The 223-nt window shown below is 61.0% G+C and carries 1 protein-coding gene; it reads right to left on the bottom strand.

What is annotated here, in order from left to right:
* Positions 1–223 (bottom strand): GTP-binding protein (locus EGN72_RS00065; RefSeq protein ID WP_233586963.1); only part of this gene is annotated, 223 nt, incomplete at both ends.

A 223-nucleotide genomic window follows, 5' to 3' on the forward strand; every position in this document is an offset into this window, starting at 1 on the left:
AATAGCGCCGTCCATCTGCGCCGCACCGGTGATCATGTTCTTCACATAGTCAGCGTGGCCGGGGCAGTCGACGTGGGCATAGTGGCGCGCTGCCGACTCATATTCCACGTGCGCGGTCGAAATCGTGATCCCGCGAGCCTTCTCTTCCGGCGCGCCGTCGATCTGGTCATAGGCGCGGAAATCGCCAAAATACTTCGTGATCGCCGCCGTCAACGTCGTCTTG

This window comes from Pseudorhodobacter sp. E13 (assembly GCF_003991405.1).
Classification (GTDB): domain Bacteria; phylum Pseudomonadota; class Alphaproteobacteria; order Rhodobacterales; family Rhodobacteraceae; genus Pseudorhodobacter.